Origin of the sequence: Peptoclostridium acidaminophilum DSM 3953, from assembly GCF_000597865.1 — a bacterium.
Lineage (GTDB): Bacteria > Bacillota > Clostridia > Peptostreptococcales > Peptostreptococcaceae > Peptoclostridium_A > Peptoclostridium_A acidaminophilum.
Genome location: NZ_CP007452.1, coordinates 1 through 25,458, shown reverse-complemented (window position 1 = coordinate 25,458; position 25,458 = coordinate 1). Strand labels below are relative to the sequence as shown.

General features: G+C 42.8%; 20 protein-coding genes, 1 tRNA gene and 3 rRNA genes. 1 reads left to right on the top strand and 23 read right to left on the bottom strand.

Annotated elements, in window-relative coordinates; translation table 11 throughout:
- Positions 1-16 precede the first annotated feature (16 nt).
- From EAL2_RS00120 to EAL2_RS00095, 6 genes are all read right to left on the bottom strand, one after another.
- The gene (locus EAL2_RS00120) at positions 17-2,797 is read right to left on the bottom strand and encodes a UPF0182 family membrane protein (protein WP_051489048.1); all 2,781 of its coding nucleotides are present in this window, start codon (positions 2,795-2,797) and stop codon (positions 17-19) included.
- Between the two features lie 144 nt (positions 2,798-2,941).
- On the bottom strand, positions 2,942-3,787 hold the full coding sequence (nadC, locus tag EAL2_RS00115) for a carboxylating nicotinate-nucleotide diphosphorylase (RefSeq protein WP_025434440.1): 846 nt from the start codon (positions 3,785-3,787) through the stop codon (positions 2,942-2,944).
- Positions 3,774-5,222, bottom strand: coding sequence for an L-aspartate oxidase (locus EAL2_RS00110; RefSeq protein ID WP_025434439.1), 1,449 nt, complete (start codon positions 5,220-5,222; stop codon positions 3,774-3,776). The genes nadC and EAL2_RS00110 overlap by 14 nt, the downstream gene beginning before the upstream one ends.
- A gap of 42 nt (positions 5,223-5,264) precedes the next feature.
- Positions 5,265-6,185, bottom strand: a complete 921-nt coding sequence (nadA, locus tag EAL2_RS00105) for a quinolinate synthase NadA (RefSeq protein WP_025434438.1) — start codon at positions 6,183-6,185, stop codon at positions 5,265-5,267.
- Positions 6,186-6,236: 51 nt separating this feature from the next.
- Positions 6,237-6,755, bottom strand: a complete 519-nt coding sequence (locus EAL2_RS00100; RefSeq protein ID WP_025434437.1) for a transcription repressor NadR — start codon at positions 6,753-6,755, stop codon at positions 6,237-6,239.
- A gap of 87 nt (positions 6,756-6,842) precedes the next feature.
- Positions 6,843-7,424 carry a uracil-DNA glycosylase gene (locus EAL2_RS00095; protein WP_025434436.1) on the bottom strand — a complete coding sequence of 194 codons (582 nt, stop codon included), beginning with the start codon at positions 7,422-7,424 and terminating at the stop codon, positions 6,843-6,845.
- A gap of 136 nt (positions 7,425-7,560) precedes the next feature.
- On the opposite strand from EAL2_RS00095, the gene EAL2_RS00090 reads away from it, so the two are divergent.
- Positions 7,561-7,731, top strand: a complete 171-nt coding sequence (locus EAL2_RS00090; RefSeq protein WP_025434435.1) for a DUF362 domain-containing protein — start codon at positions 7,561-7,563, stop codon at positions 7,729-7,731.
- 30 nt (positions 7,732-7,761) lie between these two features.
- On the opposite strand, the gene EAL2_RS00085 is transcribed toward EAL2_RS00090, so the two are convergent.
- From EAL2_RS00085 to dnaA, 17 genes are all read right to left on the bottom strand, one after another.
- The gene (locus EAL2_RS00085; protein ID WP_025434434.1) at positions 7,762-8,322 is read right to left on the bottom strand and encodes a uracil-DNA glycosylase; all 561 of its coding nucleotides are present in this window, start codon (positions 8,320-8,322) and stop codon (positions 7,762-7,764) included.
- Between the two features lie 493 nt (positions 8,323-8,815).
- Positions 8,816-8,932: ribosomal RNA gene (gene rrf / locus EAL2_RS00080) — 5S ribosomal RNA — on the bottom strand.
- A 48-nt stretch (positions 8,933-8,980) separates the two neighbouring features.
- A 23S ribosomal RNA gene (locus tag EAL2_RS00075) occupies positions 8,981-11,894 on the bottom strand.
- A 36-nt stretch (positions 11,895-11,930) separates the two neighbouring features.
- Positions 11,931-12,006, bottom strand: a tRNA-Ala gene (locus EAL2_RS00070).
- A 72-nt stretch (positions 12,007-12,078) separates the two neighbouring features.
- Positions 12,079-13,606 (bottom strand): 16S ribosomal RNA (locus EAL2_RS00065).
- Together the 16S, 23S and 5S rRNA genes with 1 tRNA gene alongside form the textbook arrangement of a ribosomal RNA operon.
- 351 nt (positions 13,607-13,957) lie before the next feature.
- The gene (locus EAL2_RS00060; protein ID WP_025434433.1) at positions 13,958-14,752 is read right to left on the bottom strand and encodes a SigB/SigF/SigG family RNA polymerase sigma factor; all 795 of its coding nucleotides are present in this window, start codon (positions 14,750-14,752) and stop codon (positions 13,958-13,960) included.
- Between the two features lie 12 nt (positions 14,753-14,764).
- Positions 14,765-15,157 carry an ATP-binding protein gene (locus EAL2_RS00055; RefSeq protein ID WP_051489169.1) on the bottom strand — a complete coding sequence of 131 codons (393 nt, stop codon included), beginning with the start codon at positions 15,155-15,157 and terminating at the stop codon, positions 14,765-14,767.
- A 66-nt stretch (positions 15,158-15,223) separates the two neighbouring features.
- Positions 15,224-15,541 (bottom strand): STAS domain-containing protein, encoded by a 318-nt coding sequence (locus tag EAL2_RS00050; RefSeq protein WP_025434431.1) that lies wholly within the window; start codon positions 15,539-15,541, stop codon positions 15,224-15,226.
- A gap of 22 nt (positions 15,542-15,563) precedes the next feature.
- Positions 15,564-15,815, bottom strand: a complete 252-nt coding sequence (locus EAL2_RS00045; protein ID WP_025434430.1) for a hypothetical protein — start codon at positions 15,813-15,815, stop codon at positions 15,564-15,566.
- Positions 15,805-16,068 (bottom strand): YtxH domain-containing protein, encoded by a 264-nt coding sequence (locus tag EAL2_RS00040; RefSeq protein WP_025434429.1) that lies wholly within the window; start codon positions 16,066-16,068, stop codon positions 15,805-15,807. Before EAL2_RS00040 ends, EAL2_RS00045 begins: the two co-directional genes overlap by 11 nt.
- A gap of 348 nt (positions 16,069-16,416) precedes the next feature.
- Positions 16,417-18,855, bottom strand: coding sequence for a DNA gyrase subunit A (gene gyrA, locus EAL2_RS00035; protein ID WP_025434428.1), 2,439 nt, complete (start codon positions 18,853-18,855; stop codon positions 16,417-16,419).
- A 57-nt stretch (positions 18,856-18,912) separates the two neighbouring features.
- Complete coding sequence (gyrB, locus tag EAL2_RS00030) at positions 18,913-20,811, bottom strand: DNA topoisomerase (ATP-hydrolyzing) subunit B (protein WP_038601549.1); 1,899 nt, start codon at positions 20,809-20,811, stop codon at positions 18,913-18,915.
- A complete protein-coding gene (gene remB, locus EAL2_RS00025) occupies positions 20,811-21,104 on the bottom strand; it encodes an extracellular matrix regulator RemB (protein ID WP_025434426.1) in 294 nt (97 codons plus the stop codon). Before remB ends, gyrB begins: the two co-directional genes overlap by 1 nt.
- Before the next feature lie 13 nt (positions 21,105-21,117).
- Positions 21,118-22,212, bottom strand: coding sequence for a DNA replication/repair protein RecF (gene recF / locus EAL2_RS00020; protein WP_025434425.1), 1,095 nt, complete (start codon positions 22,210-22,212; stop codon positions 21,118-21,120).
- Positions 22,213-22,229: 17 nt separating this feature from the next.
- On the bottom strand, positions 22,230-22,439 hold the full coding sequence (gene yaaA / locus EAL2_RS00015) for a S4 domain-containing protein YaaA (RefSeq protein WP_025434424.1): 210 nt from the start codon (positions 22,437-22,439) through the stop codon (positions 22,230-22,232).
- Positions 22,440-22,618: 179 nt separating this feature from the next.
- A complete protein-coding gene (dnaN, locus tag EAL2_RS00010; protein ID WP_025434423.1) occupies positions 22,619-23,728 on the bottom strand; it encodes a DNA polymerase III subunit beta in 1,110 nt (369 codons plus the stop codon).
- A 288-nt stretch (positions 23,729-24,016) separates the two neighbouring features.
- Positions 24,017-25,351, bottom strand: coding sequence for a chromosomal replication initiator protein DnaA (gene dnaA / locus EAL2_RS00005; protein ID WP_025434422.1), 1,335 nt, complete (start codon positions 25,349-25,351; stop codon positions 24,017-24,019).
- Positions 25,352-25,458: the final 107 nt, after the last annotated feature.

Below are 25,458 nucleotides of genomic sequence, written 5' to 3'. Positions count from 1 at the left end.
TACTAAATAAACTGTTCTATTGATTCTCCTCGTACTGCTTTATCTTCTCAATTACGCCGCCGAGCTCTTCTATATATCTTCCATAATCTGCCCAGCTTCCCTCTTTGAGCGCATTTTGCGCAGCCTCATAAAGCTCTGCCGCCTTGCCTGCCAGGCTGGCAAGATCGCCTGATATTTCATCTCCGGCAGCCTCAGTAGGCTGGCGCTCTTCTGCGCCTGCCTGCTCTGCTCCTTCAATGCCGAACATCTGGCTAAGCGCCTTTTCAAGTGTTTCCGCCATTACAACCTTGTCACCATACGCCACAATTATCCGCTTAACCTCTGGTATGCTGTCTTGCGTGTCTGACTTGATGTAAAGTGGCTCCACATATAATATTGAGTTTTCGATAGGTATTGTACTCAGGTGTCCTCTTATTACCTTGGAACCGCCTGTACCCCATTGCGTGAGTTTTTCTGATATCTCAGGCTGGTTTTCTATCTTCGATTCAACCTGGTAGGGTCCAAGTATATTCTTGTTTTTAGGGAAACTGTAGTCTATAATCTCGCCGTAACTGTCCCCGTCGTTCTTGACAACAAGCAGCGAAACCATGTTTTGCTTCTGCTTTGGAGTGTACGGTATACTCAGCAGAAATTCAGCCTTTTCATCTCCCGGCAGCTTGAATGTTGTATACGATGGTTCCATAATTACAGGCTCTTCTTGATTTTCAAAGGTCTCTCTGGCTATTTGCCATCTGTCCTCCTTGTTGTAGAACACCTCGGCATCATTCATATGGTAGTCCTGATACATTGTGGCCTGGATATTGAAGTATGTCTTTGGATATCTTACGTGCGCCCTCAAATCAGCAGGCATATCGTCAAAGCTCTTAAAAAGCCCCTTGAATATCTTTGAATAAGTGTTAACAATGGGGTCACTCTCATCTACAATGTAGAAGTCAACATCGCCATTATATGCGTCAACTACTACCTTGCACGAGTTTCTGATGTAGTTAAGGCGACTCTTGTCAAAAGGCTCTGAGTACGGATATCTGTCTGACAGCGTATAACCGTCCATTATCCAGTAAAGCCTGCCCTCATCAGAAAGCACCATGTACGGATCCTGATCAAACTGCATGAAAGGTGCTATCTTGTTGACCCTGTCTGCTATGTTTCTATGGAGTATTATTTTGCTGTTGGAATCGATACCTGCAGATACAAGCAGCTTAAAGCTCTTTTGATCTATCGAGTACAGCAGCCTCCTGAAAAAACCAAGGTTTATCCCCGCCTTGCCTTCATATTCAGTAAATGCGTTAGTATCGCCTTTAGGATAGTCGAATTCCTTTTCTGATGTGCCCACAACTATATATCCGCTGGCCACCTCTCCAAAGTATATCTCCGGCCTTTTAACTTCGATTCCTCCCACAGAAGACACAGGTGGTATGTTTTTGAGAAAAAGATTCGGCTGGCCGCTTGGAGTCACCTCATTCACTGGCGCCATTACTATGCCATAGCCATGCGTATACTTTATATGCTCATTAAGCCACGTCTTTGACTGAAGGCTTTCGCTGTCAAGCTCCCTTGCCGCTATGAAAACCTGCCGCGTTTCATTTCCTATGGTGTATCTGTCCACGTCTATATCATTAAACTTGTAGTACGTCCTTATTCCCTGTATCTGCTTAAAAACATCCTTTACAGGGCCTTGGTCGTTTACGCTTATATTTTTTATAGTCTGATTGTTGTCGGTTATCTTTTGCGCATCCAGATTCTGCTCAGCCGCAAAGTCCTTTTCAACTATCTTGTCAAGGCTGTATGCAAGCTGTGTATACTTTATGCTGTGCTTTATATACTCCCTTTCCTTGGCGAGCTCATTCGGGGACACTATGAAATTTTGAACCAGATTCTCAACCCCTGCTGATACAAGAGCTACAGCTATCATTATCACCGGAGCTACAAGCGCAAGCTTTAATTTTTTCTTCATATATGCATAGACAATTACTCCGGCAGACACAAGAGCAAGAATCATCTGCACCCTATAGACCCAAAGCGTGATTTTTATGTCAGTATAGCTGGCGCCGTATGCCGCACCTCTTGAAGAATACAGCAAATTGAACGTATCAAGGTAATTCCTTAAAGCAACAATCATGAAGAATACAACCGCTATTGTTACAATCTGGTTCATAGCAAGCGTGAAAAGCTGCATTGGAGTTGAAGCTATGTTCCTGAACCTTCTAACATCCAGATCTATGTCCTTTTCAAACGTCCTTTGACCCTTGCTTGCCTCATCGCTTACGAGTATGAAGTAGAATATCACTGTTATAAACAGCAGGAAAACCAAAAATCCTATAAGCGAATTAAATATTTCATTTATGAGCGGAAGCTTGAATACATAAAAACCCACATCCTTTGAAAATATTGGGTCTTTAATATTGAATGAAGTTGAGTTTGTAAACCTTAGCATCTCAATCCAAAACTTCGAGGCCAGGCTGAAGCTGTATGCAAATCCCATAGCTCCAGAAAAAAGCAGTATGATGCCATTTATTTTCTTTTCATGGCTGTTTTCCGGCACTATATTCATGTGGCTATAATAGCTCTTTTTTATGCCAATAAGATACAAAAATATGAACGCCATAAGCACTGCAAATATTGGGGTTCCCACTATAAGCTTTGCAAACACCTGCCTTAAGTATACCGAGGTGTATCCTACCTCCTTGAACCAGTTGTAATCAGCCAGAAATCCGATTACATTTGAAAAGGAAAGCACTATAACTACGGCTAATACAACTGCAACTGCAACTACTGTCTTTTTTATGCCACCATTCACTGCAAGCCCTCCTTATATTTATTTAAGCTTTTAATTGTATCTATATAAATTTAAAATATATCAATATATATTATTATACCACTTTAACTCTAATCTAATAAAAAAACTATATATAAAAAAACCCTGATTTCTCAGGGTTTTTCACTAAAGCTTCAGTGATATGTCCAAAGACTTGAATGAGTGAGTAAGACCTCCAACCGATATTACGTCCACACCTGTGGCAGCATATGCAGCCACATTGCTCTCGTCGACATTCCCGGATGCCTCTATTACAGCTCTTCTTGCCGCGGCCTTGTTCAAATCTACTGCTGCCTTCATATCATCTGTTCCCATGTTGTCGAGCATTATTATGTCAGCGCAGGCTTCAAGCGCCTCCCTCATCTCCTCTAGATTTCTGACTTCGACTTCTATCTTTTCAGTATGGCCTATTTTTCTTTTTATCATTTCTACGGCCTGCTTTATCCCGCCGCAAGCGTCTATGTGGTTATCCTTTAGCATCACTGAATGAGACAGGTTGTATCTGTGGTTGTAGCCTCCGCCGCATCTTACTGCATACTTTTCCAAGAATCTGAGCGTAGGTGTTGTTTTTCTGGTATCTACTATTTTAACGTCATAGCCTTTAACCTTTTCTGCAAAGCCATAAGTCTTAGTAGCTATGCCTGAAAGTCTCTGCACGATATTTAACGCCGTTCTCTCGCCTTTTAGTATGGCTCTTGTGCTTCCGCTTATCCTGGCTATTATATCGCCCCTGCAGACCTTATCACCATCCTGCTTTAGCTTTTCAAACACCACGTTTTCATCGAGAATACCAAATACTCTGGCGGCTATTCCCATGCCGCAAATCACGCCATCTTCTTTCGCGAGCATTATGGCTTCAGACACTTGCTGCTCGCCTATAAGATTGTCCGTGGTTATGTCAAAGTAGTTTATATCCTCTTCAATTGCCGCCTTTATGAGTCTCTCCACCATTATCATATTAAGCTTGTCCATTTTTTTGTATATCCTCCAGAACCATTTTTGAAACGCATGCCATGTTGAAAGTTTCGTAATATTCCTTGTCCTTGATGTAGCTTGACGCTTCAATACCCTTTATCATTTCTCCGAGTCTTGAAAGCCCTTTGGCTATCATTCCCATATCGGGCACAACAAAATACGCCTTCTGCATTATATCCCTTATCTCTTCTTTTATTGACGGTTCAATCAGAGAGGTCCCCTCGCGCCTTATATCGGCATCTATCATCTTGTAGCTGTGGTTTTGTATGTCTATGTTTATCGCAGCCCTTCTTGAAAATACCATTGCCTCAAGAAGCGAATTGCTCGCAAGCCTGTTTTTGCCGTGGACTCCAGTATTCGAGCACTCTCCTGCAGCGTAAAGACCCTTAATTCCCGTATTGGAATTGAAGTCTACATGTATACCACCCATTAGATAGTGCTGACAAGGGAAAACCGGTATCCGGTCTTTTGTTATGTCTATTCCGGCCTCCATGCATTTTTCATATATATAAGGGAATCTGTTCCTGACAAAATCAGAGTCCTTGTAGGTTATGTCAAGGTATATGTTCTCGCTTCCCTGGATTTTCACTTCCTCGAGTATGCCCCTGCACACCACGTCTCTAGGAGCAAGCTCCCCCATATCATGGTACTTGTGCATGAACCTCTCGCCTTTTTCATTGAGCAAATATGCTCCTTCGCCCCTTACTGCCTCGGAAACCAGCACCCTCTCGCCTTCTCCTATAGCAAGCGCCGTAGGATGGAACTGTATATAACTTAAGTTTTTGATATTTGCCCCTAGCCTTTTTGCCAGCACTATTCCATCACCCGTTGCTATGGATGAATTTGTCGTGTATTTATATATCTTGCCTATGCCTCCAGTGGCTAGCACCACATTAGACGCAAAGTATGCATCTCGCTTGCCATTCTTGCCCAGCACAAAGACCGCGAACATGTCGTCTATCTTTTTTATATCATAGACAAATGTGTTCTCGGCAAGCGAAATATTGATTTCCTTTCTGGCACTCTCCAGGAGTTTTTCAGCTATCTCTCTGCCTGTGGAGTCGCTGTGGTGGACTATCCTTCTTGCAGAGTGCCCTCCCTCGAGAGTCATTTTGAGTTCACCGCCGTCTTCCTTGTCAAACTCAACCCCCATGGTGCTGAGTCTTTTTACATCCAGCGGCCCTTCAGTAACCATAAGCTTGACTGCCTCTATGTCGTTTTCATATCTGCCTGCCCTTACTGTATCGTCTATATGGCTTTTAAAACTGTCCTTCTCCGAAAGCACGCAGGCAATGCCTCCCTGGGCCAGATATGTGTTGCTGTTTAAAAAGTCCGATTTTGATATGAGCAGAACACTCGTATCCTTTGGCGCATTTATGCAAGAGTATAACCCTGCAATCCCACTTCCAACCACTATAATATCGTAATACACAAAATGTCACCTCGGTTACTATATATTCAACTGCTGATATTACTAATTACAAGCGAGCCTTACCATCTCGTCCAGACTTCTTTTCGCATTTTCTGCAAGCTCCTTATCAAGTTCAATTACAAGCCCGCCTTTTCCCGTAACAGCATTGTAAACGTCCCTAAGAGTAGTTTTTTTCATATTGTAGCATATGAGCGAAGGTGAAAGCAGCTCATATTCCTTTTTCGGATTTTCTGCCTTTAGCGTATGGAGCACTCCAGTTTCTGTTCCTATTATAAATCCAGGTGCAGCTGAATTCTTGGCGTAATTTATTATTGCAGATGTTGAGCCAACAAAATCAGCCTCCTGCAGCACCTCTCTCCTACATTCCGGATGTACGAGCACCTCGTAGCCGCTATACTCTTTTCTCATAGCGAATATTTCATCTTTTCTTACCTTGTCATGCACCGGGCAGTATCCGTTCCATGAAATTATGTTTTTGCCTTTAACTCTCTTAGATACATAATCTGCGAGGTTCATATCCGGTATAAAAAGTATATTTTGTGCATCCATGTTGTTTATAACTATTTCAGCTATAGATGATGTTACACATACATCGCTTACAGCCTTGAGCTCTGTAGTCGTATTCACATAAGACACCACTTTAAATTCAGGATGCTCCTTCTTGAATGCCAGAACCTCTTGAGGCTTAACCATGTGTGCCATAGGACATTCTGCATCCTCTACCGGAAGGACAACCTTCTTGTCACTACACATAATCTTGGCTGTCTCTGCCATGAATCTGACTCCGCAAAAAATTATCTCGTCACAGTCAACCTCGCCTGCAAGCTTACTTAAATAGAAGGAATCCCCGAGATAGTCAGCAACCCTCTGCACCTCTAAATTTTGGTAATTGTGAGCAAATATTTTAATGTTCTTTTCCTTTTTTATTTTTTCTATCTCCTTAATCATTTGCATGTCATTCATTTTTTTCCCTCCTGTAATATCATCTGTCATGACACCTTCGTTTAAAAAAAATCAAACTAATAAGTATCCTTTTGTTTTTAGTTTTTCCACTATCCCATTAAAAGTATTCTCGTCCTTCGTTTCTATTGTGTGGAGATGGATGCCGTTTGTAAGCGATGACATCGGCAAGGCCTTATTTCCTTTAAGCCTCTCAATAAATTCCTCGGCATCTTTCCTTGAGGATATGTTAATTACAGCCCGAAGCTCTCCATATACGGAGTGGTCTACTATCACATCCAAAATCTTACCGCCGTTGTCAACTATAGTTAAAAGCTCATCCTCAAGCTCATCAAAAGTAAAATGTCTTGAAACAATAATATCTCTGAATATATCTTCCTCATTTTTTTCGGGTATAAAATACCCTTGAGGCGTAGCTATTATATTAAGACCCCTTGCCCTAAGTATAGCTATGTCTCCAACTATTATTTGCCTGCTGACATCAAATATACTGGCAAGTCTGGAACCGGTTATGGGCTCATTCGACTCCTTGAGCAGCATTTCAAGCCGCTCTCTCCTCATATGGGTATCCAATCCAAACACCTCCAGTCAATTAAATTATATATAACTTTTTCATATTCGGCAAATAAAATACAAAAATGTGTCTCACTTGAAACACAGCTATATCCCAAGGCCATGTATTACTTCCCTAAGCCTGCTTAAATCATCTATATACACTTGTCTTAAATCCCTGTTATATATTATCGACGCCGGATGGTATAGCGGAAACAGCATATATGTCTTATCCCCCACCTCTACATACATAAGCATGCCATGCACATCTCCTATCCTGACATCTCTTTGCAGAAGCTGCTTAAGCGGTGTATTCCCAAGCGTTACTATTATCTTAGGAGTAATAAGCTTAATCTCCTCTAATACCAATTCTCTGAATTTATCAACCTCTGCCTTGCTTGGGCTCCTGTTTATCCTTTTGCCGGTTTTTAGGCTAAGTTTGTGAGGCCTTATTTTCACGGCATTCGTTATATACATGTCATCTCTCTCAATTCCAAGCATACTTATGAACTCGTCCAGATTCTTGCCAGCTTTTCCCACGAAAGGTCTTTTGAGTTTTACCTCGTTTTCACCAGGAGCCTCGCCTATTAGCATTATGCTCGAATCCATTCTCCCATCAGAAAACACAAACTCTTCTCCATCTGATAATTCCATGCATCTTTCAAGAAGCTTTTCCATTAAACTCTCCATTTCATTCTAACTGTGATTTGCTTTAATAATTTAGCCTTGTTTCTTTTTTTGTTTTATCTCCATCAATTATGGATATAATAATAAGGCATATTATAATCTAATTGTTTGAATTTACTAATTAAAGGGGGATTTTATTATGGCTTACATTATTACCGATGCGTGCATATACTGTGGAGCTTGTGAACCAGAATGTCCAGTTGACGCAATAAGCCCAGGAGACGGCAAATATGTCATAGACGCATCTAAATGCATAGACTGCGGCGCATGTGCCAATGTTTGTCCTGTGGATGCTCCTCAACCTGAATAAATCAATGTATAAAATAAAACTGCTATATTTTTAGCAGTTTTTTATTTGCTCGTATATTTTAATAGCAAGCTTCAAATCACTCCAAAAATCAGCTTTCTTCATGTCGTCCCTGAGCACCGCTGCCGGGTGATATGTCGGAACTATCTTGAATTTGCCAAGCTCGAATAAAGTTCCTCTTTGCCTTGTTATCCTAAAGTCTTGTCCCAGAATATTTCTTCCGGCTGTCGAACCCAGCAGTACTATAACCTTGGGATCTATTAGCTTGACCTGCCATCTTAGATACTCAATACAGCTATCTGCCTCGTCTTTCTCTGGAACTCTATTCCCTGGTGGCCTGCATTTTACTATGTTAGCTATATATATGCTCTCCCGCGAAAGCCCAAGCGCTTCAATTCCCTTGTCAAGCAACTTCCCTGCCTTGCCAACAAAAGGCCTTCCAAGCATATCCTCCTGCTCGCCAGGTCCTTCTCCTATGAACATTATATCAGCGTTCTTAGCGCCTTCTCCAAAAACTACATTCTTTCTGGTTGTCCACAGTCTGCATTTTTTACACTTCCTACACAGCTGTTCAAGCTCACTCAATGAATACATTTTCTGTGCCTGATCCTCTCACATTCAAATACTTTAAAACAAGTATACCATACATTACTGAAGCTGCATTTGTTTTTTTGTATGAACAGGGGTTGGCTTTTGACTCTGCAATATGCGATGGTTTTCCCTCTCCACCCCAGCTGCGTAAATTTTTTTTATATAAAAAAAGCCAGACTACGCTTAGTCGGCTGAATATATGTTGCTTTAGATTGATCCGTGGCAAGAATCCAAACGGAATAAAGCAGGCCTGATTTAATGAGTTTGGATTGATTTCCTGGAGAAATGCATGAATGAAATCGTTGGAATTTTGAGTGTCTGAGCGCAGCGAGTTCTCAAAATTCCAGATTTCAGAGTGCATAAGCCAATTGGAAATCACAAAACGAAATTTAAAGGCCAATTATTCCTTTGGATTCGATCCAAAACGAGACATAAGACCGGCTTTTCATTGTTTTATTTGATGCCTCTAAATTCTTCAAAAAATAAAAAAAAGACTACGCAGCCACGTCCTACTCTCCCGGGACCCTTCGATCCAAGTACCATCGGCGCTAAGGAGCTTAACTTCTGTGTTCGGAATGGGAACAGGTGTATCCTCCTTGCTATTGTGACTGCATTGTCTTTTCTTTGAAGGTTTGCACCCTCAAAACTGCATGCTTTAGACTTGGTCAAGTCCTCGATCTATTAGTACCCATCAGCTGAATGCATTGCTGCACTTACACCCTGGGCCTATCAACCAGGTAGTCTTCCTGGGATCTTACCTATAAAAGTGGGAAATCTTATCTTAAGGTTGGCTTCGCGCTTAGATGCCTTCAGCGCTTATCCATTCCATACATAGCTACCCAGCTGTGCCGTTGGCACGACAACTGGTACACCAGCGGTACGTCCATCCCGGTCCTCTCGTACTAGGGACAGCTCCCTTCAAATTTCCTGCGCCTGCGACGGATAGGGACCGAACTGTCTCACGACGTTCTGAACCCAGCTCGCGTGCCTCTTTAATGGGCGAACAGCCCAACCCTTGGGACCTACTCCAGCCCCAGGATGAGACGAGCCGACATCGAGGTGCCAAACCTCCCCGTCGATGTGGACTCTTGGGGGAGATAAGCCTGTTATCCCCGGGGTAGCTTTTATCCGTTGAGCGATGGCCCTTCCACTCGGAACCACCGGATCACTAAGCCCGACTTTCGTCCTTGCTCGACCTGTATGTCTCGCAATCAAGCTCCCTTCTGCCTTTACACTCTTCGCACGATTTCCGACCGTGCTGAGGGAACCTTTGGGCGCCTCCGTTACACTTTGGGAGGCGACCGCCCCAGTCAAACTGCCCGTCTGACAGTGTCCCAGTACCGGATTCACGGTACATGGTTAGAACCTCAATACTGCAAGGGTGGTATCCCAACGTCGGCTCCAACGAAACTTGCGTTCCATCTTCCAAGCCTCCCACCTATCCTGTACATGCAGCATCGAAATCCAATGCCAAACTGCAGTAAAGCTCCACGGGGTCTTTCCGTCCTGTCGCAGGTAGTGAGCATCTTCACTCACATTACAATTTCACCGAGTCTATTGTTGAGACAGCGCCCAAATCGTTACGCCTTTCGTGCGGGTCGGAACTTACCCGACAAGGAATTTCGCTACCTTAGGACCGTTATAGTTACGGCCGCCGTTTACTGGGGCTTAAGTTCAGTGCTTCGATTGCTCTAACACATCCCCTTAACCTTCCAGCACCGGGCAGGCGTCAGCCCCTATACTTCGTCTTGCGACTTAGCAGAGACCTGTGTTTTTGGTAAACAGTCGCTTGGGCCTATTCTCTGCGGCCCCCTCATGCTTGCACACTAACGGGGCACCCCTTCTCCCTAAGTTACGGGGTAATTTTGCCGAGTTCCTTAACAATAGTTCTCTCGCTAGCCTTAGGATTCTCTCCTCACCCACCTGTGTCGGTTTGCGGTACGGGCACCTTCCACCTCGCTAGAGGCTTTTCCTGACAGTGTGAAATCAACCACTTCGCTACTAAATTTCGCTCCCCATCACGCCTCAGAATTGCCACGGCGGATTTGCCTACCATGACTCCCTTGACGCTTGGACCTTCAAAACCAGCTGAAGGATGGCCTATCCTACTGTGTCACCCCATCACTCAAATGGTGGTTGGTGGTACGGGAATATCAACCCGTTGTCCATCGCCTACGCCTTTCGGCCTCGGCTTAGGCCCCGACTAACCCAGAGAGGACGAACCTTCCTCTGGAAACCTTGGGTTTTCGGCCGGTGGGATTCTCACCCACCTCTCGCTACTCATGCCAACATTCTCACTTGTATAAAGTCCACTGCTCCTTTCGGTACAGCTTCGCCCCTTATACAACGCTCCCCTACCATCCTTTCGGATCCATAGCTTCGGTGGTGGATTTTAGCCCCGAGAATATTTCGGCGCAGGATCACTCGACCAGTGAGCTATTACGCACTCTTTGAATGAGTGGCTGCTTCTAAGCCAACATCCTGGTTGTCTGTGCAATCCCACATCCTTTTCCACTTAATCCACACTTTGGGACCTTAGCTGATGGTCTGGGCTGTTGCCCTCTTGTCTATGGACCTTATCACCCACAGACTGACTCCCGGATAAAAGTTCATGGCATTCGGAGTTTGATAGCCTTCGGTAACCCATAGGGCCCCTAGGGCATTCAGTGCTCTACCTCCATGTCTCTACGTCCGAGGCTAGCCCTAAAGCTATTTCGGGGAGAACCAGCTATCTCCGGGCTCGATTGGAATTTCACCGCTATCCACAGCTCATCCCCGCACTTTTCAACGTGCGTGGGTTCGGACCTCCGCGAAATTTTACTTTCGTTTCATCCTGTCCATGGATAGGTCGCCCGGTTTCGGGTCTACAGCATGTAACTAAACGCCCATTTAAGACTCGCTTTCGCTGCGGCTCCAGGCCTCAAAGCCCTTAACCTTGCTACATACCGTAACTCGTTGGCCCGTTCTACAAAAAGTACGCGGTCACACTAATAATGTGCTTCCACAGTTTGTAGGCATAAGGTTTCAGGTTCTATTTCACTCCCCTCCCGGGGTTCTTTTCACCTTTCCCTCACGGTACTATGCGCTATCGGTCACTAGGTAGTATTTAGCCTTGGGGGGTGGTCCCCCCAGCTTCCCACAGGGTTTCACGTGTCCCGTGGTACTCTGGAATACACTCTAAAGATCGCCGTTTCGTTTACAGGACTGTTACCTTCTATGGTGGGCCTTTCCAGACCTCTTCAACTACAGTGATTACTTCATTGTGAATGCATCCGCAACCCCGACAAGGTAAACCTCGTCGGTTTGGGCTCTTCCCTTTTCGCTCGCCGCTACTCCGGGAATCGATTTTTCTTTCTCTTCCTCCGGGTACTTAGATGTTTCAGTTCCCCGGGTTCCCCTCATTAGACTATGTATTCATCTAATGATACATGGACATTACTCCATGTGGGTTTCCCCATTCGGAAATCTTCGGATCAATGACTGCTTGCGTCTCCCCGAAGCTTATCGCAGCTTACCGCGTCCTTCATCGGCTCCTAGTGCCAAGGCATCCGCCTTATGCCCTTAATAACTTGACCATTTTATCTAAAGCTATGCAGTTTTCAAGGTACAAATGGTGGAGATAATGAGATTCGAACTCATGACCCCCTGCTTGCAAGGCAGGTGCTCTCCCAACTGAGCTATACCCCCACGCATAAAAAAAGCTGTTCAATTTTGAAGGCTTGAGCCCTCAAGACTAAACAGCAGGCTATTTCTCCTTAGAAAGGAGGTGATCCAGCCGCACCTTCCGATACGGCTACCTTGTTACGACTTCACCCCAGTCATCAGTTTCACCTTCGGCAGCCTCCCCCTTGCGGTTGGACAGCTGACTTCGGGCGCCCCCGACTCCCATGGTGTGACGGGCGGTGTGTACAAGACCCGGGAACGCATTCACCGCGGCATTCTGATCCGCGATTACTAGCAACTCCGACTTCATGCAGGCGAGTTTCAGCCTGCAATCCGAACTGAGAACGGCTTTAAGGGATTGGCTTGCTCTCGCGAGCTCGCAACCCGTTGTACCGCCCATTGTAGCACGTGTGTAGCCCTGAACATAAGGGGCATGATGATTTGACGTCATCCCCACCTTCCTCCGAGTTGTCCTCGGCAGTCTCTCTAGAGTGCCCACCCTAAGTGCTGGCAACTAAAGATAGGGGTTGCGCTCGTTGCGGGACTTAACCCAACATCTCACGACACGAGCTGACGACAACCATGCACCACCTGTCACCTTTGTCTCCGAAGAGAAAGCTTCCGTTACGAAGCGGTCAAAGGGATGTCAAGTCCAGGTAAGGTTCTTCGCGTTGCTTCGAATTAAACCACATGCTCCGCTGCTTGTGCGGGTCCCCGTCAATTCCTTTGAGTTTTACTCTTGCGAGCGTACTCCCCAGGCGGAGTGCTTAATGCGTTAGCTGCGGCACCGAGGTTTGACCCCCGACACCTAGCACTCATCGTTTACGGCGTGGACTACCAGGGTATCTAATCCTGTTCGCTCCCCACGCTTTCGTGCCTCAGCGTCAGTAACAGTCCAGAAAGTCGCCTTCGCCACTGGTGTTCCTCCTAATATCTACGCATTTCACCGCTACACTAGGAATTCCACTTTCCTCTCCTGTACTCAAGTCCGGCAGTTCCAAAGGCTCACTATGGTTGAGCCATAGCCTTTCACCTCTGGCTTGCAAGACCGCCTACGCACCCTTTACGCCCAGTGATTCCGGATAACGCTTGCCCCCTACGTATTACCGCGGCTGCTGGCACGTAGTTAGCCGGGGCTTCCTCCCAAGGTACCGTCATTATCTTCCCTTGGGACAGAGCTTTACGACCCGAAGGCCTTCATCGCTCACGCGGCGTTGCTGCATCAGGCTTTCGCCCATTGTGCAATATTCCCCACTGCTGCCTCCCGTAGGAGTCTGGACCGTGTCTCAGTTCCAGTGTGGCCGATCACCCTCTCAGGTCGGCTACCCATCGCAGCCTTGGTGAGCCGTTACCTCACCAACTAGCTAATGGGACGCGGGTCCATCCTATGCCGCAAAAGCTTTGGCGAGTCGTCCATGCGGACATCTCGCTTTATCCGGTATTAGCACACCTTTCGGTGCGTTATCCCTGTGCATAGGGCAGGTTGCCCACGTGTTACTCACCCGTCCGCCGCTCACGCAGCGGGGCTTTGTCCGAAGACTCCCTCCCGCTTTGTTCGCTCGACTTGCATGTGTTAAGCACGCCGCCAGCGTTCATCCTGAGCCAGGATCAAACTCTTAAAAAGAAATCCTTGGGACTATGTCCCTTTAGCTCACTTTGACATCTTACGATGTCTCACTGACTTTAAATAATTTCGATGGCTTTGCCATCTTTAAAAAATAAGCCTGCTGTTTAGTTTTCAAGGTTCAATTTGCGATGTGACTAATATATCTTATCACTCCAAGACTCCAAAGTCAACATCTTTTTGTTTGTTTTTAATTTATTCTCTGTTCCAATTCTCTGCCGCTCTCGGCGACATAGACTAATATAACAGCTTTCAAGCCTTCAGTCAATACTTTTTACCTGAAAACTTTAATTACCATCCCCTGCCATTCAAGGCTATGTTATGAAACAGCTGAAACATAGCCCTATGCAATTACAATGACATCTTCTCATATTCTTTCTTTAGTTTTGACAGCACTTTTTTTTCTATCCTCGAAACTGTCATCTGCGAAACACCAAGCTCGTTTGCTATGGCCATTTGGGTCTTGTTGCTGAAGAACCTGTCATTTATTATCTTTAGCTCTATCTCATTGAGCTTTGACATGGCCCTTTCAAGAAAATCCTTATTTTCTATATTCGTGAAGCTTTTGTCCTCGCTTCCCACAAGATCCATAAGCTGTATGTCTTTGTCGTCTCCGTCGTTATCATATGAAAGATCAAGCGATTTTGGCTTATATACATATGAGGCATCTATTGCTTCAAGCACATCTTCCTGGCTGCAGCCAAGATAGTTGGCTATATCCTCAACCTTGGGCACTCTGTGGAGCTGCTGCTGAAGAAATACACTTGCAGTATTGACCTTTTTCGAGAGCTCCTGTATCCTTCGTGGGACTCTTATAGACCAGCCCTTATCCCTGAAATATTTTTTGATTTCCCCTATTATGGTTGGAGTTGCAAAGCTGGAAAATTCAAAACCCTTGTCTGTATCGAACCTTTCTATTGCATATATTAGCCCAAGTGAAGCCACCTGGTATATATCTTCATATTCGATGCCCTTGTTTATGAATTTCTTTGAAAGTATTTCGACTATATACAAATTTCTGTTTATAAGCTCATTTCTTATATCGACATCCTTGTTTTCGCGGTATAGTAAAAAAAGCTCTTTGTCACTCTTGTCAGCATAAAAAGAATCCCTTGGGCCAGTTTTTTTATTAGATTTTTTTGCCATCAAATATCACTCCTAATAATTCTCATGCAAAAACTTGACCATCTTTATTTCTGTCCCTTTTTCAATTTCACAGCTGAAGCTAACTTCATCCATAAGACTTTTTATTATGAATATTCCTAAGCCGCCTTCTTTAAGTTCTCCTAGCTGAGGCTCTTTTACATCCTCAACTTTTATGCCTGTTCCTTCATCCTTTACTATTATGCCCAAGCTGTCTATGCCGACCTCAAATCCAACATAAAAATTCTTTGCATTTTTATAACTGTGCTGAATAGCGTTTGTGCACGCTTCGGCAACCGCAACTTTAATATCCTCTATATCTTCAATGTTAAATCCTATTCTATTTGCAATAGCTGAAACAGTCAGTCTTATTACGCCTACATATTCTGGTCTGCTTGGGATCGTCATTGATATGACATCAACTTCAGAAGCCAACTCCTTATCTAGTGTCTGATTCTTTATAACATCCAAAATCTATCCCTCCAACTTAAATATTTTATCAAGTCCTGTTATGTTGAATATCTTTCTTACGTTTACCTTTGTTTCCCTAATATATATATCCTTGTCGTGCTGCTTTAATCTCTTTAACGCTCCTATTAGAACGCCCAGACCTGTTGAATCTATATACTCAAGACTTGACGCATCTATTAGTATATCCTGTGGCTTTTCTGAAACCATGTCTATAAGAGTTTCCTTAAGCTTGTTTGCAGTATATATATCTACTTCTCCCTTTAGTGCTACATCCCAAACATTTTTTTCCTCGTCGAAATTCTTATTGATTACAAGTGACATAAAGTATCTCCCTCCCTGGCTGCTATTTGTTTTTTGACTTTGACATGAAACCTGTAATAATTGATGAAACATTGGTTACTAATTTGACATTTTCAACTATTCCACTAGTACTTTCAACTATTTTATCTATTTTGGGTTCATTTTTTTCAAGCATCTCTGTAGTTTTTCTTACAATCTTGTCAGTGCTTCTTACAGCATACGACAGGTTTATACATAAAACAAAAAAACCAAGTGCAGATATGAAAAGGCTTACTTCCCACAAACTAACCTTCATTTTCAATGTTCTCCTTTATGGTGTAGTCCTTGCTTATTATAATCTCTTCTTCCGGCTGAACTATATCTGCTGACATATTTTTATTTAAAACAAACTCCTTTATAACTTCAATGATGTTATCTGACCCGCCTGCTATTTTTTTTGCTGCAGCAACAGTTTGAACTCTAAGCTGTTTGCCTGTCTTAGGAGTCAGCAATGCCGCGGCAACAGCTCCAAGCACAGCTCCAATTGCAACGTATTTAGCCTTTTTCAAATTTACCTCCCCCCAACCAATTTATAAAATTGAATGGAATTCCATTTTTAAATTTTATTTTTGCATTCACAAAATATGCAGACAAATATATTTATACACATTTCAATCAGTCATTAAACATTTTTTTATTGACAGTTTTATTTGTTTTGTTTAAATCCAAAATATGAAATTCCCTTGTTGTCATTATACAATAAAAAAGGCTCCATTTTGCAAAAAGCGTTCAATCAAAATTCTATTTTATATAAAAAAATCTTAGAACCATACTAAGGACAAATATCCATGTATAGCTCTAAGATTCTATTTGAAAACTAACATGACAAGAACAAGCTGAATTTTAAAATATAATTCTTATTCTTCATCCTCGTCCGCGAGTATCTTGGCTATTGAAACTATATGTGCATCCTCTTCAGTTTTCATAAGCTTGACTCCGCTTGTCGCCCTTCCAAACTGAGATATACCCTCAACCTTCAGTCTTATAAGTACTCCATCGGAGCTTATAATCATAAGTTCATCATCTGTGTTAACCGTCTTGGAACCCGCTATGAATCCCGTCTTTTCGTTTACATTATAGGTTTTTATTCCTTTTCCACCCCTGGACTGAAGCCTGTACTCGTCAAGAAGGGTTCTCTTCCCAAAGCCCTTTTCACTTACTACAAGCAGCTCATCACCTTCACCCACAAGACTTATTGACACAAGCTCGTCATCCTTTGGAATCGTCATGGCTTTTACACCCATGGCGCTTCTTCCCATAGGCCTTATATCCTGCTCGCTAAATCTTATAGACATTCCCTTTCTTGTAACGAGCATTATCTCCTGATACCCGTCTGTAAGCTTCACGCCTATAAGCTCATCGTCATCGCGAAGGTTTATTGCGATAAGTCCATTTCTCTTGCTCTTTCTGAACTCTGAAAGCAGAGTTTTTTTCATTATCCCTTTCTTTGTGCAAAGCAGGAGATATTTTTCAGCCTCTGCCTCAATATATGGAATTATAGCTGTGACTTTTTCATCTTTTTCAAGAGGTATTATGTTCACTAATGCCATGCCCTTTGCCTGTCTCTTGCCTTCAGGAATTTCATAAGCCTTTATCCTGTATACCCTGCCCTTGTTTGTGAAGAAGAGTACTCTGCTGTGAGTAGTTGTTGTCACGAGATGCTCGACAAAATCAGCTTCCCTTGTACTCAGGGCACTTATGCCTTTTCCTCCTCTTCTTTGGCTCTTGTAGGTATCTGATGTGACTCTTTTTATATATCCAAGGTGAGTTAGAGTTATTGCAATCTCCTCATCTTCAATAAGGTCTTCTATGTTTATTTCCTCTTCGACAGCCCTGATTTTTGTCCTTCTCTTGTCTGCAAATTTTTCTTTTACTGCATTAAGCTCGCCCTTTATTATACCCATGAGCGTTTGCTCGCTTGCTAGTATCTCTTGGAGAGATTTTATGAGGTCCATTAATTCATTGTATTCTGTTTCGATCTTTCCTCTCTCAAGCCCTGTAAGCCTTTGCAGCCTCATATCGAGTATCGCCTGGGCCTGAGGCTCTGAAAGTGCAAACCTGCCTATCAGCTCTTCCTTTGCTACCTGACCGTCCGAACTGCCTCTTATTATCTTTATAACTTCATCAAGATTGTCTAGGGCTATCTTAAGGCCTTCAAGTATGTGGGCCCTGTCCTGCGCCTTTTTAAGGTCGAATTTGGTCCTTCTTGTTATTATTTCCTTCTGGTGCTCCACATAGTGGTATATCATCTGCTTGAGGTTGAGTACCTTTGGTTCGCCGTTTACAAGCGAGAGCATTATTATGCTGTAGGTATCTTCCAGTTGGGTGTGCTTGTAGAGCTGGTTAAGCACCACACTTGAGTTTACATCCCTTTTGAGGTCTACAACTATCCTCATTCCCTGCCTGTTGCTCTCGTCCCTAAGGTCTGATATTCCTTCTATTCTCTTGTCCTTTACAAGGTCTGCTATCTTTTCTATAAGCCTGGCCTTGTTTACCTGGTAAGGTATCTCTGTTATTACTATCCTCTCTCTGCCCTTGTTTGTCTCCTCTATTTCAGCCTTGGCCCTAACCCTTACTCTGCCTCTGCCTTTTTGGTAAGCAGCCTCCATGTCATTTTTGCCTAGTATTATGCCCCCTGTTGGAAAATCAGGTCCTTTTATATGCTGTACCAGTTCAGGTACGCTTATTTCAGGATTGTCAATATATGACACTACTCCATCTATGACCTCCCCAAGATTATGCGGCGGAATAGATGTGGCCATGCCGACAGCTATTCCATTGGAGCCGTTTACAAGCAGATTCGGGTACTTTGCAGGGAGCACTGTAGGCTCCTCCCTGCTTTCATCGTAGTTTGGGGCAAAAGCCACAGTCTCCTTGTCTATGTCCCTTAGAAGCTCCATTGCAAGCTTCGAGAGCTTTGCCTCCGTATAACGCATAGCAGCGGCGCTGTCGCCATCCACAGAACCGAAGTTTCCGTGGCCGTCAACAAGTTGCTTTCTCATTGAAAAGTCCTGCGCCATTTTAACCATGGCGTCATATACAGATGCGTCACCGTGCGGATGGTATTTACCCAGAACTTCACCGACAACTGTTGCCGATTTCCTGTAGGCCTTTTCTGGATATAGCCCCAGGTCATTCATCGCATAAAGTATCCTCCTGTGTACCGGCTTTAGTCCGTCCCTTACATCAGGAAGCGCACGTCCTACTATTACAGACATTGCGTAGTCAATATACGATTTTTTCATCTCTTCTTCTATCTGTATTTCAATAACTTTATCTTTTTCTCCTGAATTCATCAAATCTTTTCTCCTCTCCGGACAAAATTTTTCCTGCAAGATATCCCATCTTATCTACTAGAAATCCAGATTGCTTACATATCTTGCATTTTGCTCTATGAATTCTCTCCTTGGCTCAACCTTGTCTCCCATGAGCATCGAGAATATTTCATCTGAATGAGCTGCATCATCTATACTAACCTGGAGAAGCGTCCTGTGATCAGGATTCATAGTAGTCTCCCAAAGCTGCTCTGGATTCATCTCTCCAAGACCTTTGTATCTCTGTATTCCTATACCTTTTCTACCTATCTCTTCAAGCAATTTCTCGAGCTCCTTGTCATTGTATACATAATGCTCTTTTCTGCCCTTTTTAACCTGGTAAAGGGGCGGCTGGGCTATATATATATATCCGTTTTCAATAAGGTCCCTCATATATCTGAAGAAGAAGGTAAGCAGAAGCGTCCTGATGTGAGCTCCGTCAACGTCGGCATCCGTCATTATTACTATCTTGTGGTATCTGAGCCTTGCAAGGTCAAGCTCATTGCCTATGCCGCAGCCGAATGCAGTTATCATATTTTTTATCTCGTCAGACGAGAGTATCTTGTCTAGCCTTGACTTTTCAACATTAAGTATTTTACCCCTTATAGGCAGTATCGCCTGTGTGTTTCTGTCCCTGCCCTGCTTTGCAGAGCCTCCCGCAGAGTCTCCCTCGACTATATATACCTCTGATTTTGCAGGGTCCTTTTCCGAACAGTCGGCCAGCTTTCCAGGAAGTGATGTGCTCTCAAGAGCGCTTTTTCTCCTTGCAAGCTCTCTTGCCTTTTTTGCTGCATTTCTGGCTCTTTGAGCCCTGAGACATTTTTCGACTATTATCTTGGCCGAATTCGGTGTTTCCTCAAGGAACGCCTCGAGATTCTCAGATGTAACTCCCTCGACTATTCCCCTTACCTCAGTGTTCCCGAGCTTAGTCTTTGTCTGTCCCTCATACTGAGGATTTGTGAGCTTTACGGAGATAATGGCTGTAAGACCTTCCCTTATGTCTTCACCCGTGAAGTTTTCTTCCTTTTCCTTTAGCGAGCCGTACTTTCTTGCATAGTCATTCAGCACCTTAGTAAGCGAAGCCTTGAAACCAGTAAGATGGCTTCCGCCTTCATGGGTGTTTATGTTGTTTGCAAATGAATATATGTTTTCCGTGAAACCATCCGTATACTGCATAGCCACTTCGACAGTGCAATCCTCGACTTGCTTTTCAAAATATATAACGTCCTCTTGTATTGACGTTCTGTTCTTGTTCAGGTGTTTTACAAACTCAACAATTCCGCCCCTGTACATGAATTCTTTCTTTTGTTCCCTCTCAAACCTTTTGTCCTCAAGTATTATCTTGATCCCCTTGTTAAGGAAAGCCAGCTCCCTCAGCCTGTGCTCGAGTGTGTCAAATTTATATTCTATATCTTCGAATATTTCCTTGTCAGGCTTGAATTTGATTGTTGTTCCGGTTTCGCTTGTTTCGCCTACAACCGCAAGATCCCCTTGTGATGCTCCCCTCATAAAAGTCTGGGAATATATCTTGCCTTCCCTTTTCACTATGACTTCAAGCTTTTCTGAAAGGGCGTTTACAACAGACACACCTACGCCGTGAAGTCCTCCTGAAACCTTATATCCGCCTTCCCCAAACTTGCCTCCTGCGTGCAGCACAGTAAGCACTGTCTCCACTGCAGACTTGCCTGTTTTTGGGTGTTTACCCGTAGGTATTCCCCTTCCATTGTCGATTACTACTATCGAGTTGTCAGGCTCTATTGAAACGTATATGTCACTGCAGTATCCTGCAAGCGCCTCGTCTATACTGTTGTCAACCACCTCATACACAAGATGGTGAAGCCCCCTTGGCCCTGTTGAACCTATATACATTCCCGGCCTTTTTCTGACCGGCTCAAGCCCTTCTAGAACCTGAATCTGTTGTGCTCCGTATTCTTGCATTATATAACCTCCATTTCAAAAGAAGAAAAATCATATTGGTAAGACCTTTTAAGCAGAGTGGTTGAAGATATTGAAGAATAATATGCTTTTATAACATATCCCTTTGAAATCTTCTTTCTTGCAACAATTATTGACTTTGGCTTGCCGCTGCTTAGCATTACGCTGTTTCCAGAGTTTTTTGCCTTTTCAATAAAATCTCTAGTTATTTTAGAGCTAAGAGCCGACTTGATATCTATAATCATAAGTATTTCCTTAGCATCAATGTAATGATTCTCTCCCAGGTGAAAAAACATAAACTACCTCCGCCTATAATACTTTTCCCCCATCTATGTTGAATACTGCATACTCCTTGCCCTCGAAAATATCTATATGTGCATTTTCTGCGGTAGTGACGAATGTTTGAATGCCGCTGATACTATCTATGAGCAGTTTTTGTCTTTTTTCATCAAGCTCGCTGAAGACATCATCAAGAAGCAGCACCGGATATTCTCCTGTTTCCGCCTTCATAAGCTCAAGCTCGGAAAGTTTAATAGCTATCGAGGCAGTCCTTTGCTGGCCTTGCGAGCCGTATATCTTTACATCCAAAGAATCCACTATAACTTGAATATCATCCCTGTGAGGGCCATACCCCGTGTTCCTTTTTCTTATGTCATCTTCCCTTTTTCTGGAGAGAAGTTCAAAAAGAGCAGACTCCGCACTCTGGGGCGTGTCATCCATGCCTATATTCAGCTGGTTTATATAGTTTATCCTGAATTCCTCTCTCCTGCCCACTATGCTTGAGTGAAATTCGAGTGCGTATTCAGACAGCTTGCTTATGAAATCTCTTCTTGCCATATATATTGCTCCGGCGCAATGGCAAAGCTGCCTGTCAAATATTTCCACAAGCGGCATGTCCAGCTTGTCATTTTTTAGATAGTTGTTCCTTTGGCTAAGTATCTTGTTGTAATCAGATAAATTGGCATAATACCTGGGTGATATCTGCGATATCTCCCTGTCAATAAATCTTCGCCTTTCTGAAGGAGAATCCTTTAGTATCCTTATGTCCTCAGGTGAAAATACAACAACATTGAGGTTGCCCAGAAGCTCGGACATTCTAAGGAGTGCTAATCCATTTTTCTTTACAGCCTTCGAACTGCTGCCTATTAAAAACTCCAGCGTATTTTTGCGGCCGTTTTTTATAAAATTTGATGCTATATACGCGTTTTTGCAGCCGAATTTAACTGCTTCCCTGTCTTTGCTTGTTCGAAAAGACTTGCCTACAGCCAGAAAATATATCGACTCGAGTATGTTCGTCTTTCCCTGTCCGTTTTTTCCGACTATTATGTTTATGTTGGGATTAAATGAAATCTCAACGTCCGAATAATTCCTGTAATTTACAAGCCTAAGACTGTCAAGATGCATCTAACAAAAGCTCCTTCTTATCCCTGTATCTCGATTTTTTCACCGCCGACTTCCACTATATCTCCAGGGAAGATCTTCTTTCCTCTCCTGGTTTCAACCTCACCATTTACCTTAACCTCTCCGTTTTGAATCATAATCTTGGATTCGCCGCCCGAAGATGTCACTTCTGCATATTTTAAAAGCTGGTCCAGCTTTATATATTCAGAGGTTATGTCTATTTTCAATATTATCCCCCCTTAGTATCCTATTACCAAAAAGCTAATCATTATATTATAGCACAAAAATATTTGTGTCTGTTTTTATAAAATATAAAAACAGAGCCTGTGAATGCTCCAATATCCTAATGGATGCCGGAAAATATCCATAAGCCCTGTTTGAATTATAAAATCGCCGTCTTAATATTGCCTTAGCTGCCTGAAGATATTCTAACCGGCAAAAGCATGTATGTGTATCCTGGATTGTCTGCAGGCTTTATCACGCACGGACTTACACTGCTTGAAAAATACATGTTCATCTCTTCACTTTCAAGAACCTTAAGAGAATCGAGCAGATATCTTGAATTAAATGCTATTTCAAGGTTTCCACCCTCTAGTGTTACATTTACCTCTTCGTACACATTTCCAACCTCCGAATTAGAGGTTATAATCATTAGCCCGTCTGTTATTGAAAATTTTATGAGATTGTTTCTGCCTTCCCTTGCAAGCAGCGATGCCCTTTCTATGCTGTCCTGAAGCTCTCTTCTGCTTGAGGTTACAACGAGAGAGTTATCCTTTGGAATTATTTGCTTGTAGTTGATAAACTCCCCCTCAAGAAGTCTCGTTATTATCCTTGTGCTTCCGAGCTTAAACAGTGCGTGCTTTTGAGTGAATGACATACTCATGCTTTCTTCTTCGCCGCTTATTGTTCTATTTATTTCCATCAGAGCTTTGCCCGGTATTATTACGCTTATATCTCCTATGGTGTTTTCTATGGTAGAAGTGCTTATTGCAAGTCTGTAGCCATCAAGTGCAACCAAGCTCATGCTGTTACCTTGTATTTCAAATAGCTCTCCCATGAGCAAAGGTTTAGTCTCATCCTGTGATATTGCAAAAACAGTCTGTCTTATCATATCCTTTAATTTTTGAGGCTCTATATCATAGAGTAAACCTTCATCCAATTCCGGAAGCTGTGGATATTCAACAGGAGAATGTCCCTTGAGCGTAAATTCAGAATGCTCACATTTTATTGTTATGTTATTTTGCTCATCACTTTCTATATGTATATATGATTCTGGCAATTTCCTTACTATTTCACCAAAAAGCTTCGAGTCAATTATAACGGATCCCTCTTCAATAGTCTGGGCATCAACATATGTTTCTATCCCCAGTTCAAGGTCATTTCCTATAAGCTTGAGTTTGTCACCGCTTGTTTCAAGGAGTATGCCTTTTAGTATAGGCATAGTTGTTCTTTGAGATACTGCTCTTTGTACTGTGTTAATGGCTTGAGACAAATCTTTTTGACTGCACAACAATTTCATTGTGGACAACCTCCTTAATATAAAAAAAGTAATATAAATATGCTAGTAGTAACAGTAGGCGCTGTTGATATGTGGAAAACTCCTGTATACATTGAAAAATGAAATGATTGCTGGAATTGAAAGTGTGTGGATAAAAAAAATCAAAAACGAGCAGTTTTTTTGATTGAATTCTGATTAGAATATGTTATCAACAAATCGCTGTAGATATCAACTGCATATGTTAGTAAATATAAAAAGCAAAAAAAAGTGAGTAAAGGCTTGTTCTATTCAACAAGCCTTATTTTAATACTACTCTTTGAGGTCAGCTATTATTTTTTTTATTTTTTCGCCAGCGCTGTTGTCCTGCTTGACATCATCCGAGATCTTGTCGTATGCGTGTATCACTGTGGTATGGTCGCGGCCTCCAAATTCTTCTCCTATCTTTGGAAGAGACATCTCTGTCAGCTCGCGGCATAGATACATAGCAACTTGTCTTGGATATGCAATAGAGCGTGTTCTTTTTTTAGAGCTGAAATCATCCATTTTTATATTGAAATTTTCAGCAACCTTTTGTTTTATGATTTCGACGGTTATTTCCTTAGGTCTGGATGGTGTTATTATATCCTTTAAGGCTTCGCCAGCCAGCTCAAGGGTTACCTCCCTATTTGCGAGTGATGAATACGCAACAACTCTTATAAGTGCGCCTTCAAGCTCTCTTATGTTAGATTTAATATTCTTGGCTATATATGACATGACTTCATTGTGAATCTCGATATTTTCTGTCTGGGCTTTTTTCCGAAGTATAGCTACTCTCGTTTCAAAATCTGGAGGCTGTATATCTGCTATAAGTCCCATTTCAAATCTGGATCTCAAGCGGTCCTCGAGTGTTGGTATTTCCTTTGGGGTGCGGTCACTTGAGATTATAATTTGTTTGTTTGCACCGTGAAGGTCGTTGAACGTATGGAAAAACTCCTCCTGAGTCCTTTCCTTGCCGGCTATGAACTGTATATCGTCAACTAGAAGCACGTCTACGTTCCGGTATCTGTTTCTGAACTGTTCGTTGCGGTCGTCCTTTATGGAGTTGATAAGCTCGTTTGTAAACTTTTCCGATGAAACGTACATAACTTTTGCAAGTGGATTTTGAGAAACCACGTGATGTCCTATGGCATGCATGAGGTGGGTTTTGCCAAGTCCGACGCCTCCGTATATGAAAAGAGGGTTGTATGCTTTTGAAGGAGCTTCTGAAACTGCAACGCAGGCGGCATGGGCAAATCTGTTGTTATTGCCTATTACAAATGTATCAAACGTATATTTGGGATTAAGATTGGAATATACCAAGGCTTCAGATTTTGTAGAATCAGAGGTTTCATCCGGGCATACATCATCATCGTCATCTTCTTCCTTTTCAATTGTGAATTTAACAGTATATTTTTCTGACGATAGCTGGTTTATTGATTTTTCAATGATATTCATATACCTTGCTTCCAAAATACCCTTCATGAAATCATTTGGAACATTCAAAATAACAGAGCCCTTGCTTATTTTAACGGGTTCTATAGTGGAAAAAAATGCGTTGTAGCTTGCGGGAGTGAGTTCTGTTTTTATTATTTTTAGGGCGTTTTCCCAAAGGTTGTTTAAATTCATTATAAAATCCTCCCAAATAAAGATAAAGTGCAGCTGAAACTTATTCACATATATATGAACAATAATGAAACTTGGAATTAAATTGATAAAAACAGTAACCTCAATAA

What these genes read in the sequence shown, in the direction of transcription:
- nadA (WP_025434438.1), bottom strand. Translation starts at nt 6,185, where the DNA reads ATGAATGACATGCAAATGATTAAGGAGATAGAAAAAATAAAAAAGGAA.
- recF (WP_025434425.1), bottom strand. Translation starts at nt 22,212, where the DNA reads ATGCATCTTGACAGTCTTAGGCTTGTAAATTACAGGAATTATTCGGAC.
- dnaN (WP_025434423.1), bottom strand. Translation starts at nt 23,728, where the DNA reads ATGAAATTGTTGTGCAGTCAAAAAGATTTGTCTCAAGCCATTAACACA.
- nadC (WP_025434440.1), bottom strand. Translation starts at nt 3,787, where the DNA reads ATGGACAAGCTTAATATGATAATGGTGGAGAGACTCATAAAGGCGGCA.
- dnaA (WP_025434422.1), bottom strand. Translation starts at nt 25,351, where the DNA reads ATGAATTTAAACAACCTTTGGGAAAACGCCCTAAAAATAATAAAAACA.
- gyrB (WP_038601549.1), bottom strand. Translation starts at nt 20,811, where the DNA reads ATGCAAGAATACGGAGCACAACAGATTCAGGTTCTAGAAGGGCTTGAG.
- EAL2_RS00085 (WP_025434434.1), bottom strand. Translation starts at nt 8,322, where the DNA reads ATGTATTCATTGAGTGAGCTTGAACAGCTGTGTAGGAAGTGTAAAAAA.
- EAL2_RS00055 (WP_051489169.1), bottom strand. Translation starts at nt 15,157, where the DNA reads ATGACGATCCCAAGCAGACCAGAATATGTAGGCGTAATAAGACTGACT.
- EAL2_RS00095 (WP_025434436.1), bottom strand. Translation starts at nt 7,424, where the DNA reads ATGGAGAGTTTAATGGAAAAGCTTCTTGAAAGATGCATGGAATTATCA.
- remB (WP_025434426.1), bottom strand. Translation starts at nt 21,104, where the DNA reads ATGTTTTTTCACCTGGGAGAGAATCATTACATTGATGCTAAGGAAATA.
- EAL2_RS00060 (WP_025434433.1), bottom strand. Translation starts at nt 14,752, where the DNA reads ATGGCAAAAAAATCTAATAAAAAAACTGGCCCAAGGGATTCTTTTTAT.
- EAL2_RS00050 (WP_025434431.1), bottom strand. Translation starts at nt 15,541, where the DNA reads ATGTCACTTGTAATCAATAAGAATTTCGACGAGGAAAAAAATGTTTGG.
- EAL2_RS00045 (WP_025434430.1), bottom strand. Translation starts at nt 15,815, where the DNA reads ATGAAGGTTAGTTTGTGGGAAGTAAGCCTTTTCATATCTGCACTTGGT.
- gyrA (WP_025434428.1), bottom strand. Translation starts at nt 18,855, where the DNA reads ATGAATTCAGGAGAAAAAGATAAAGTTATTGAAATACAGATAGAAGAA.
- EAL2_RS00090 (WP_025434435.1), top strand. Translation starts at nt 7,561, where the DNA reads ATGGCTTACATTATTACCGATGCGTGCATATACTGTGGAGCTTGTGAA.